The sequence below is a fragment of the Pseudomonas putida genome, from assembly GCF_022627325.1.
GTDB classification, from domain to species: Bacteria; Pseudomonadota; Gammaproteobacteria; order Pseudomonadales; family Pseudomonadaceae; genus Aquipseudomonas; species Aquipseudomonas putida_X.
In genome coordinates, this window is sequence record NZ_JAETZZ010000004.1 from 1 (window position 1) to 10,674 (window position 10,674).

General features: G+C 63.4%; 11 protein-coding genes. 3 read left to right on the plus strand and 8 right to left on the minus strand.

Annotated elements, in window-relative coordinates; all coding sequences use genetic code 11:
• The coding region (locus JNA92_RS07605; protein WP_241804131.1) for an IS3 family transposase at nt 1–570 on the plus strand (570 nt) is incomplete at its 5' end.
• Between the two features lie 195 nt (nt 571–765).
• On the opposite strand, the gene JNA92_RS07610 is transcribed toward JNA92_RS07605, so the two are convergent.
• A complete protein-coding gene (locus JNA92_RS07610) occupies nt 766–2,100 on the minus strand; it encodes an OprD family porin (RefSeq protein WP_241804132.1) in 1,335 nt (444 codons plus the stop codon).
• A gap of 204 nt (nt 2,101–2,304) precedes the next feature.
• Complete coding sequence (locus tag JNA92_RS07615) at nt 2,305–2,526, minus strand: hypothetical protein (protein ID WP_241804133.1); 222 nt, start codon at nt 2,524–2,526, stop codon at nt 2,305–2,307.
• A gap of 559 nt (nt 2,527–3,085) precedes the next feature.
• Between JNA92_RS07615 and JNA92_RS07620 the strand changes: the two genes are divergently transcribed.
• On the plus strand, nt 3,086–3,340 hold the full coding sequence (locus tag JNA92_RS07620; RefSeq protein WP_241804134.1) for a hypothetical protein: 255 nt from the start codon (nt 3,086–3,088) through the stop codon (nt 3,338–3,340).
• The gene (locus tag JNA92_RS07625; protein WP_241804135.1) at nt 3,333–3,584 is read left to right on the plus strand and encodes a DUF3077 domain-containing protein; all 252 of its coding nucleotides are present in this window, start codon (nt 3,333–3,335) and stop codon (nt 3,582–3,584) included. The genes JNA92_RS07620 and JNA92_RS07625 overlap by 8 nt, the downstream gene beginning before the upstream one ends.
• Before the next feature lie 115 nt (nt 3,585–3,699).
• On the opposite strand, the gene JNA92_RS07630 is transcribed toward JNA92_RS07625, so the two are convergent.
• The 6 genes from JNA92_RS07630 to JNA92_RS07655 all read right to left on the minus strand — a co-directional run bounded on the left by JNA92_RS07630 (nt 3,700) and on the right by JNA92_RS07655 (nt 10,640).
• Nucleotides 3,700–4,434, minus strand: a complete 735-nt coding sequence (locus JNA92_RS07630; RefSeq protein WP_241804136.1) for a YkgJ family cysteine cluster protein — start codon at nt 4,432–4,434, stop codon at nt 3,700–3,702.
• Nucleotides 4,431–4,742, minus strand: coding sequence for a hypothetical protein (locus JNA92_RS07635; RefSeq protein ID WP_241804137.1), 312 nt, complete (start codon nt 4,740–4,742; stop codon nt 4,431–4,433). Before JNA92_RS07635 ends, JNA92_RS07630 begins: the two co-directional genes overlap by 4 nt.
• A gap of 97 nt (nt 4,743–4,839) precedes the next feature.
• A complete protein-coding gene (locus JNA92_RS07640; protein WP_241804138.1) occupies nt 4,840–5,739 on the minus strand; it encodes a chemotaxis protein in 900 nt (299 codons plus the stop codon).
• 121 nt (nt 5,740–5,860) lie between these two features.
• On the minus strand, nt 5,861–7,045 hold the full coding sequence (locus JNA92_RS07645; protein WP_241804139.1) for an HlyD family type I secretion periplasmic adaptor subunit: 1,185 nt from the start codon (nt 7,043–7,045) through the stop codon (nt 5,861–5,863).
• Nucleotides 7,042–9,210, minus strand: coding sequence for a type I secretion system permease/ATPase (locus JNA92_RS07650; RefSeq protein ID WP_241804140.1), 2,169 nt, complete (start codon nt 9,208–9,210; stop codon nt 7,042–7,044). The genes JNA92_RS07645 and JNA92_RS07650 overlap by 4 nt, the downstream gene beginning before the upstream one ends.
• Nucleotides 9,207–10,640, minus strand: coding sequence for a TolC family outer membrane protein (locus JNA92_RS07655; RefSeq protein ID WP_241804141.1), 1,434 nt, complete (start codon nt 10,638–10,640; stop codon nt 9,207–9,209). Before JNA92_RS07655 ends, JNA92_RS07650 begins: the two co-directional genes overlap by 4 nt.
• Nucleotides 10,641–10,674 lie beyond the last annotated feature (34 nt).

The following is a 10,674-nucleotide window of genomic DNA, read 5'->3' on the forward strand; positions in this document are numbered from 1 at the left end:
GTGCGCCCGAAGAAATACCGCTCCTATCGAGGCGCTGTCGGCAAAGTGGCAGCGAATGTGCTGGAGCGCAATTTTGTCGCGCAACGGCCGAACCAGAAGTGGGTAACCGACGTTACCGAGTTCAAGGTAGCTCAACAGAAGCTCTACCTATCGCCCGTGATGGATTTGTACAACGGTGAAATCGTGGCCTACGAAATGGCCAGTCGCCCGTGCTATAGCCTGGTTGGGAACATGCTCGGCAAAGCGCTCGATTGCCTGGGAGAGAAGCCGAAGCTTGTGCTGCATTCGGATCAAGGGTGGCATTACCAGCAAGCCCAGTACCGCCGTGTGCTCAGCGAGCGCGGTGTAAAACAGGGCATGTCTCGAAAAGGCAATTGCCTGGACAACGCGGCTATGGAAAGCTTCTTCGGCACGCTCAAATCCGAGTTTTTCTACCTGAAGCGTTTCACGAACATTGATGAGCTGAGAGCGGGTCTGGATGAGTACATTCACTACTACAACCATGATCGCATCAAGCTCAGGCTCAATGGCCTGAGCCCTGTGGAGTACAGGACTCGGGCTGCAGCTTAAAACTGTCCAACTTTTGGGGGGCAGTCCAGAGACCGCGCAGCTCTTCAGGTTGCGCTTTGCCAATTTCCAGAAGTAGACGCCCGTCCTGTGGCAGGAGCTGTCATGCTCAACGTCTAAAAGCTGGCGCGGTCCCGGTGGGAGCCGGCTTGCCGGCGATGGGCCGCGAAGCGGCCCCAGGCTATCGCCGGCCTCAGGTCAGAACACGTTCAACGGATAATCGACGATCACCCGCAGTTCGTCGTTATCGCTGTTGCTGTCGATCGACGCATAGCCCTGGCCGCCGCGATGTACGGCATAGCGCACCAGTACCGACAGGTCCTTGAAGTCGCCTTCCTGGAACACGTACTTCACATCCAGGTCACGTTCCCAGTGCTGGGCGTTCTTGCCGTCGGCGCGGTAGTAGTCGTAGTGGGTGTTGTTCTGGTCAGCCTTGGACAGGTCCGCCTCGCCGCGCGAGTACGACACGCTAGTGGTCAGGCCAGGCATGCCAAGGCCGGCGAAATCATAACCGTACTGCAGCTTCCACGAACGCTCGTTGGGCGCGTTGAAGTCCGAGTACATGCGCGAGTTGTCCAGGTACACACTATCGCCCAGATTGATGTAGTCGAACGGCGTGTCGCCATTGACCCGCTGGTAGGCAGCAGTAACGCTGTGGTAGCCGGCGTTGACGGTGAAGTGCACGCTGTAGGTGTTGTTGTCGATCTTGCCCAGCAGCGCCTGGCCGGTGTCCTGGGTGTGGTAGAAGTGCACGCCCGGGTTGAGGCTGACCAGGTCGTTGACCACATAGATGTAGTCGAAATCAGCGTAGTACTGGTTCCAGATGTCCTTCAGCTCAGCGGCATAAAGGTTGGCCGTGATGTTCTCGCTACCGCTCCACGACGCGCCCGCCCAGTTCAGATGCTTGCTTTTGTCCTGCTCATCCAGCAAGCCGTAGTAGGTGTCGATGCGGCGGTGGCCGCTCTGGTTGTACGGCTTGGTGAAACTGACCTGGCCGCCTTCGAGCAGCAGGCCGTCGACGCTGGTGTTGGTCAGGCTGACGCCACGGAAGGTTTGCGGCAGCATGCGGGTTTCGCCACCGGCGATCACCGGGTTGGTCAGGAACAGGTCACCGGCTTTGAGTTCTGTGTCGAAGGCCTTGAGCTTGACCGCCGCGCCTGCGGTGGAGAACGCGTGGGGGGCAGCGCCCAGTTCACCGTTGTCCTTCACGTGCTTGGGCAGGATGCTGGTGCCGGCATGGCCGCCACCGCCATCGAGCTTAACGCCCAGCATGGCGTGCGCATCGAGGCCAAAGCCGACTACGCCGGGCGTGTAGCCCGATTCGAAGCGGACAACCGCGCCCTGGCCCCACTCGCGGGTGTCGCGCACGCCGCGGTTGTGGTTGTCGCGGTTGAAGTAGGCATTGCGAAAATGCAGGTTGAATGACGACCCTTCGATGAAGCCATCAGCCTTGTCTTCATCTGCCTGGGCGGCGAAGGGAATCGTTGCAGTCAATGCAATGAACAACGGGGTAAAACGAAACGCGGAAGGCACCGGTACTAGCTCCTTTGGTCTGACGGTGGGGCAGTTTTTATTTTTGAATGTGCAACTTTCTTGTTAGAGAAATAACGGCCGGGCTGATCGTCAACGCACATAAAAAAAGCCGCTGATCGGCAGCGGCTTTAAAAGGCTAACATATCGGCGCCGGGGGTGCCCATGGTGTAGCCGGGGGGAAACGGGAGCGGCAGTGGTGCGCGATCAGCCTTCGGCATTGGCGTCGCTGTGAACCCGGGAGGCTGTCTGTTCTGCATCTTTGCCTGCGTCGACCTTGTGCGCGACAGCCTCTTGGGCTTGCTGGTGCACAGCGGCCAGCGCTGCATTACGGGCGACGAAAGCCGGGGATTCTTCGGCCATGGCCAGGGGCGACAACAACAGGGAAGACAGAACGAAAACGCTGGCAATACCCATACTGTTGGACATGTTGAAACTACCTTCTTGCGCTGCAAGTGCTAATGGAGACAGGGCTAAAGTTAGTCGCTTCATGGCCTTGGAAACAGCGCCTGGCGCGATAAGCACTGTTGCGCAAAAGGTAACTATCCCTGCAAAAACCGTCACCCCTTCGCCGCGAAAGCCTGCAGTTTGACAGCGTTGAGAGGTTGGAGCGGGGGAGCTGGCAGCCCCACGCGATCGTGGTCGATTCATGCCTCTGGGTCCTCTAGCCCGTAAGAAGATTCTGAATCTGAAACCAGATGCTTCAAGAGTGCGGCCATGAGGAATTATCCTACGCGCTCTGTCGGATGGCGTCTGATAGTCGGGGAAATGCTTCAGCGATAACTTCGCTGTTCGCCACAACGGCGAGCGGCCGTGAGAAGCCGCAGCTGTATCCAGGATGCCATTTTTCATGGCAGCCGTGCGTGTGCGGGCTTCGGTCCGGGCCGCGGTTCCTGGACGCGGTCTTCTCACCTCGCGTACGGCTGCCACCCAATCCGTGAGAAGAACAAGGTGGTCGCTTTCCAGTAGCATCTTCAGGAAAGTCATCATGAAAAAAATCGTTCCCGATCCACCGATCGCATTCCCGATCCCTTACATCACAATAATCGCCGGCCTCCCCGCCGAGGACGCCAAGGCTCACGCTGCCACGCTGATGGACTGCTTCTGCAAAACCAGCCAGCTCTACCTCGACACCGAAGCCGAAGACCATCGCTACGCGCTGCTGGAAAACCTCGGCATCCTCACTGAACTGCTGCGTGTCCTTGTCGCCCATATGGCGATGCAGGAGATCAACCGTGAGTGATGAACTGAAATTGCGCAGCACAGCCGGTAAGGAAACATTCCTCGGGTTGTACGCCATCCAGCCGGGCATACCGCTCAATCATGCGTTCGATGAGCTGTCGGTCTTGCTCGGTTGTATCCGGCATTTGAGCGAGGAAGCCGAGATGGAGGGCAACATGATCGCTGGCAGTGCGGCACGCATTCTCAGTGCCATGGCCAAAGCATTGATCAACGACATGGAAATGGGCATGAACCGCAGCGCCTAAGCGGTTGTGGGGCCGCTTTGCGGCCCATCGCCGGCAAGCCCGGCACCCACTTGGATTGCACTGGCCTCTAGAAATTGGGCAAGACGGGCGCTTGCACAGGTAAAGCGCAGGCTTGTCAGAAGCCGATGAAGGCGTAGTACTGCGAAGGCGTGTCGCCGGCCTGCAAACCCTGCGCCTGCAGGCTGGCCAGCAGGGCTGCGTCCTGAACGTGCAAGGCCCACGGCGCACCGTGCGGTGCCGGTATATCCGCCAGCGCTGCAGCCAAGGCCCCCATGTCTGGAAGGTAGGCCGTGAAACCATTGCCCTTGAGCGCGCTGGTGGTCATGCCCAAGGCCTGGCACACGGCAACCTTGGCCGCGATGTCATCGCGATCTGCCTGCCGCGACGCCTGCACCAGTGCCTGCAGCGCCGGGTCCACCGGCAATGAACCATGAATCAGCTCAGGCCCTTGCTCCCAAGCCTCGGGCGGGCAGTCCTTGTTCTCTGGCCGGAGTGGAATGTGCGGGTTGATTTCCACCGGGTAGATGCGGCAAACCAGCGGCCGGCTCTCGTAGATGGTGCACAGGTCGTTTTCGTCCAGGTTGCGGCAGCGCCCAGGGTTGAACGCGGCAAAGGTCACCGAAACCCGCACCTCGCTGTCGCCGCAAGGCACCGGGTGCGAGCGGCGCAGCACATGCTCACGCTGGTCTGCCGGCATCCCTGGGCCGTCCTCCACAAAGGCTTCGATCAGCACCACCACCTGGCCGCCGGAGGCCGCCCACTGGCGCGCCTCGGCCAAGGTCAGTGGCACATGGTGGCCGGTGCAGCACTGGCCACAGCCGGTACAGGCAAAACGCAAAGAGTCGTTCACTTGGCGCCCAGGTTCCATTCGCTGACGAAGGCCCGCTGCTGCTGGCGGTCGTACAGGCACAGCTCGGAGCCGGTGCGTCGCTGCATGTGCTTTTGTGGATACACCCCTTCGATGACCAGGGCGCTGAAGCCCACCTGGTCATCGAACTCCGCAGGTTTGCCGCGGGCGTGGGCATCCTTGAACTGGCTGGCGGCCAGGCAGGCCTTGAGCATCTGCTGGCGTTGTTCGTTCCAGGCCTGGCTGCTGGAGGCCTGGGCAACACCGCTGAAAACGGCGCAGGCGATCAGGAGAGAGCTGAAAAACTTCATACGCTATACCGTGAAACGTTCGAGGGTGGCGAAGTATGACCGACTCATCCCTGGCAACAGGCCAGGGAGTTTGTCGCTGGATATGACAGCACGGCCTTCATCGTTCGGCAAACACTACCGTGCGCGCCGCCACCACCAGGCAATCGGTCAGCTCCGGGGAGGAGAACTTGGTGAGGATGGCATTGGCCCCGGCCAGCCTGGCCTTCTCGGCACTCATCGCGCTGTCCAGCGAGGTGTGCAGCAGCACGTAAAGGTGCTGGAAGTCCGGTGTTTCACGCAGCGTGCGGGTGAAGGCATAGCCGTCCATCTCCGACATCTCGATGTCGGACACGATGATGTTTATCTCCTGCGCAGTACCTTGCAGCTCCAGCAGCACGTTGATCGCATCCTTGGCACTGCGGGCGGTGTGGCAGTCGATGCCCAGGTTACGCAGGGTGTGCACCGACTGCTGCAGCGCCACTTGGCTGTCGTCCACCACCAGGATGTTGGCGGCGGCCAGCAGGCTGGCGTCTTCTTCGTTCAGTTTGCCCGGAGCAGGCTCCGGCTCCGGCGGGGCGATGGCGTGGATCACCTTTTCGATGTCCAGCACCTGCACCAAGGTGTTGTCGACGCGGGTCACGCCGGTGATGAACGAGCGGTTGCCCGAGCCAAAGGGCGGCGGTTTGATGTCGGTACTCAGGCAGTGGACGATGCGGCTCACTGCCTGCACATGCAGGCCCTGGCGCGAGCGGCTGATCTCGGTGACGATCAGGCAGCCACCGTCGGGGTCGGCCAGTGGGCGTTCACCGATGGCCCGCGACAGGTCGATCACCGACAGCGGGTTGCCGCGCAGGGTCGCCACGCCTTTCACGTGGGGGTGCGATTCGGGCAACTTGGTCAGCGACGGGCAAGGGATGATCTCGCTGACCTTGAGCAGGTTGATTGCCATCAGCTTGCCGCTGCGCAGGGTGAACAGCAGCAGGGACAACGCGTCCGCGCGGGCATTTTGCGTGGCCATGGTGACCTTCATGGAAGACAGGGGATAACCGGTTATCGGCCTGTTCGGGCCAGGCTTTAACTTGGCGGTAGCCTTCGCTGGCCCTATCGCCGGCTTGCCGGCGATGGCCGCGCAGCGGCCCCTAGCGCTCGCGCAAGGCTTCCTTGGCCCGGTTCAGCGGCTTGATCAGGTAATCGAGAATGGTTTTCTCACCGGTGCGGATATCCACCGTGGCAATCATCCCCGGCACGATCGCAAAGCGCTTGCCGGCCTTGTTCTGCAGGCTGTCCTGCTCGGTACGGATAAACACCCGGTAGTAATAGATTTCCGGCTTCACCTCATCCTGCAGGGTGTCCGGCGAGATGCCCACCACCTTGCCTTCCAACCCGCCATACACCGAATAGTCATAGGCACTGATCTTCACCTTGGCCGCCTGGTCGGGGTGGATGAAGGCGATGTCGCGGGGGGCGATGCGCGTCTCGATCAGCAAGCGTTCGTCCATCGGCACGATCTTCATCACCTGCCCACCAGGCTGTACCACCCCGCCCAGGGTGTTGACCTCTATGTCCTTGACGATGCCCCGCACCGGCGAGCGCAAGGTCAGGCGTGACAGCGAATCGCTGCGCCCGCGGATCACTTCCGAGAGGCTGTCGGCTTCGGCGCTGGCCTTGGCCAGTTCTTCGCGGGCGCGTACCAGATAATCGGAGCGCGCTTCATTGGCCTTGAGCTCGAGTTCCGAGCGCTGGCGGTTGAGGCGGATCACTTCGACCCGGCTGGAGGCCCCCATCTTGGCGAGGTTCTCGGTAATCTGCAGTTCGCTGCGCACCAGCCGCAGCGAGTCCTCGATACCCGCCAGGGTCTGCTCCAGGCCGCGGCGGCGGGTCTGGTACAGCGCGGTTTCGGCGTCGATCAGCTCCGGCGAGTCGCGCAGGCTGTCAGGGAAAACCAGCGGCTTGCCGGTGACCTCGGCGCGCAAGCGGGCAACGCTGGCGGTGGCCGCACGGTACTTGGCCTCACTTTCACCGACACTGGAGGCCGTCTTGGTCGGGTCGAGCTGGGCCAGCACCTGGCCGCGCTCGACCAGATCGCCTTCGGCCACGTTCATCTCGGCGACGATGCCGCCCTCGAACGACTGGATCACTTGCTCGCGCGAGCTGGGGATCACCTTGCCGGTGCCGGTAGAGACTTCGGTGACCTCGAACCAGGCAGCCCAGGCCAGGAACGCGGCCAGCATCAGTGCGCACACGGTGATCACGCGGCCGGCGCGCAGCACGGCCTGATCGTCCTGGCCATCGAGGTAGGACGCGGGGAGTTCATGGTTGCTCATGCCTGCGCTCCTTGCAGTTTGGCCAGGGCGGCGTCACGGCTGTCGTCGATGACGATGCGCCCGCCTTCGAGCACGATGATCCGCTCCACCCGTTGCAGCACGCTCAACCGGTGGGTGGCGATCACCAAGGTGCGGCCTTGGCAGAAGCGGTCGAGGTTATCGAGCAGCTTGCGTTCGGTCGTGTCGTCCAGCGAGGCGGTGGGTTCATCCAGCAGCAGTACCTGCGGCTGGCGCACCAGCAAACGTGCCAGCACCAATGCCTGGCGCTGCCCGCCGGACAGGCCCAAGCCGCCTTCCAGAATCAGGTGGTCCATACCTTTGGGCAGGCGGCGCACGAACTCCAAGGCGCCCGTGGCGGCCAGCGCGGCCACCAGCTCCTGGTCACTGGCCTGGCCGGCGCCGAGGGTGAGGTTCTCACGCAGGGTGCCGTGGAACAGCCGCGCATACTGCGCCAGCAAGCCAACGTCCCGGCGCAGGTCGGCCGGGTCCAGGTGGGCCAGGGCAATGCCGTCGAGCGTGACCTCGCCTTGCACCAGGTCCATGGCACCGCCCAGCGCCTGCAACAGCGTCGACTTGCCGGCGCCATTGCGCCCCAGCACGGCGATGCGTTCGCCCGGCCGGATGTCCAGCTGGCCGATGTTCAGCACCGGTGGTGCCTCGGGGTCGTAGCGGAAGTTGGCCTGGCGCAGCCGGTACTCCCCGCGGATGGCCGGCAGGTGTACCCGGGCTTCGCCTTCGGGGTGATCGACCGGCGCCTGCATCAGTTTGTCCAGGCCCTGTAGCGCCACCTTGGCTTGTTGCCAGCGGGTCAGCACATGGGTGAGCTGCGCCAGCGGCGCCATCATCCGCGAGGACAGCATCGAGGCGGCCACCAGGCTACCGGTGGTGAGGTCGCCGGCAATCACCATCGGCGCGCCGATGACGATGACCACGGCAAACACCGCGCCTTGCACGTTCTGGGTCCAGGTCACCAGGCCGTTGGTCAGGGTGCGTAGATGCAGGTTGGTGTGCGCGCAGGCTGCGTTGTACTGGTTCCACTGGCGCTCGAAGCGCGCTTCGGCCTGCAGTGCCTTGATTTCATCCAGGCCCTGAACGCTTTCCACCAGCATGGCGTTGCGCAGGGACGATTCGCGCATCGAGGCATTGGCCAGGCGTGCCAGCCGGCGCTGCGCCAGCAAACCAGGCAGGAGCATGGCCAGCAGCGCCAGCAGCGGGATGAACACCAGCACGCCGCCGATCAGCCAGAACACGAACAGGAACAACAGGAAGAACGGCAGGTCGGCCAGCGCGGTGGCGGTGCTGGAGGTGATCAGGTCGCGGATCGACTCCAGCTCGCGCAGTTGCGAAATGAACGAGCCGGTGGATTTCGGCCGCGCCGAGTTGCGCAGGCGCAGGGCATGGCCGTAGACCAGGTCCGACACGCGCAGGTCGGCGCGTTTGCCGAGCAGGTCGGTAACCTTCAGGCGCAGCAGGCGCATGCTGAAATCGAACACCAGCGCCAGCACCACACCGCCAAACAGCACGTACAGGGTGGGCAGCGATTCGGCGGGGATCACCCGGTCATACACCTGCATCGAGAACAGCACGCCGGCCAGGGCCAGCACGTTGGCCACCAGCGAGGCGACCATCACCTGCCCGTACGGGCGCAGGTCGCGCAGCACGATGCGGGCGAACCAATGGCGGTCGTACGGGGCGGTGTAGTCGTCGGTACGTACGTCGCGCAAAGGCCGTGCCGGGCGCATCAGTGCCACGCGGTTGATGCGCCCTTCGAGCGCTTCGCGGGGCAGGCGCGAGGTGAGGCCCTGGTCGCCGGCGAACACCACGGCCAGCTGGTTGTCCTCGGTCACGGCTTCGACCACAGCCAGCTGGCCATCGTTGAGTTCGAGCACCAGGGGGGTACGCCATTGCCGCAGGGCTTTGGCATCGAAGCGCACGAAGCGCAGGGACAGGCCGGCCTGGCGCGCCATGTGGCGCAGAATTTCATCCAGCGGCCGGGCATCTTCGACGGCCGCCAGGCGGATGCGCTGGGGCGATACATCCAACCGGTAGTGGTGGGCGACCTGCAGCATGACTTCAAGCCAAGGGCCAAGGTCCGGCCGATGGACGACAGCTGGCTCCGGGTTTTGCTGCTGCGTGGCTTGGCTCAGGTTGAGCGTATCGTTCATGGCTCGATCTCCACCCCTTGCAGGTTGCGCCCTTCAAGGCCCAAGGCCATGCGCAGGGCGCCGGTGTTGTACAGGCAGTCGACATCCAGGCGCAGCAGGTCGGAACGGGTGCCGGCAAGTTCGAAGCGCGACTGGTAGATTTCCTGCTCGGCATTGAGCAGGTCGAGCAGCGGCCGTGTGCCCAGGTCCAGGTATTGCCGGCCGTAGAGCATGCGTGCCTCCTTGATGCTGGCCTGGCGCGCCTGGAGCGAACTCAGCCGGCGGCCCAGCCCCGAGGTTTGCGCCATGGCTTCGGCCAGGCCGCGACGGGCCTGCAGGCGTGCCGCGTCTTCGGCGGAGTCGGCAGCGGTCAGGGCATACCCGGCCGCGCGGCTGCGGGCGCTGATGGCACCGCCTTGGTAGATCGGCACTTCGAGGTTCAGGTAAATGCCCGCCTGGGTGCGGTCGAGGCGGTTGTTGTCGCGGTCGTAGTCGTTGTCCAGGTAGTGGTTGACCTGCGGCTGCAGCGACAGCGTCGGGTAGGCCTCGGCCTTGGCCTGTGCCAGTTCGGCTTGGGATTGTGCGCGCAGGGCCAGGGCCATGAGCACTGCAGGCAGGCGGTCATCACCTTGCGGTGGGCGCTTGCAGGCCTGGTCGAGTTCGGGGGGCGTTTCTTCGGCAAGGGCCGGCGGTGAAACGCGGCCGAGCAGGGCGGCGAGGGTAGAGCGCCAGCGCTGGTACTGGGCCTGATACTCCTCGAGGGTCGCGCGCGCGCCTTCCACCCGGGACTCGGCCTGGACCACGTCGGAGCGCGTACTGGCGCCCATGTCGCTGCGCTGGCGCGCCATGCCGGCAATCGCGTTGACGCCGTTGATCTGCTCACGGGCAATCACCATGAGCTGCTCGTAGCGGCGGGTTTCGATCCAGGCGTAGGCGGTATCGCGGGCCAGGTCGTCGATGACCAGCAGGATGTTGGCCTGGGCCCGGGCGGCAGCGGCTTTGGCGGCGTCGACGGCGCTGTCGACCTTGCCGAAATCGTAGAGCATCTGCTTGAGCGACAGGTTCAGCGCCTGGCTGCTGCGGTCGCCGCCATACCCGCTGTCATAGCCGGTGCGGATACCGCCGGAAAGCTGCGGGTAGTAACCGGCGCGCGCCACGTTGATGCCTTCGCCTTGCTTGTACAGGTTGCCGACGGCTTCAGCGATGCTGGGGTGCCACTGCGCAGCGGCCAGCACCGCCTCGGCCAGCCCGAGCCGATCGCCATGGGTGGCGGCCTGGCCTGCCGCGGGGCGGGCAGGGATGGCATCGGGGGCATCGCGTAGCAGTGACGGGCCGATGGTGCGTAGCGAGGGGTCTATGTCATCGGCTGCCTGCGCAACCGGGTTCCAAATCAATGCCAGGAGCGCGACGGCTCCCGGCAACAGCGGTGACAGCGGACTGCTTCGCTTCACATAATTCCCTTACTGCTGATCGTCCTTGCCGCCG

Coding starts and splice junctions, on each gene's coding strand:
- JNA92_RS07640 (WP_241804138.1), bottom strand. CDS start 5,739: ATGGCCACGCAAAATGCCCGCGCGGACGCGTTGTCCCTGCTGCTGTTC.
- JNA92_RS07620 (WP_241804134.1), top strand. CDS start 3,086: ATGAAAAAAATCGTTCCCGATCCACCGATCGCATTCCCGATCCCTTAC.
- JNA92_RS07615 (WP_241804133.1), bottom strand. CDS start 2,526: ATGTCCAACAGTATGGGTATTGCCAGCGTTTTCGTTCTGTCTTCCCTG.
- JNA92_RS07650 (WP_241804140.1), bottom strand. CDS start 9,210: ATGAACGATACGCTCAACCTGAGCCAAGCCACGCAGCAGCAAAACCCG.
- JNA92_RS07645 (WP_241804139.1), bottom strand. CDS start 7,045: ATGAGCAACCATGAACTCCCCGCGTCCTACCTCGATGGCCAGGACGAT.
- JNA92_RS07635 (WP_241804137.1), bottom strand. CDS start 4,742: ATGAAGTTTTTCAGCTCTCTCCTGATCGCCTGCGCCGTTTTCAGCGGT.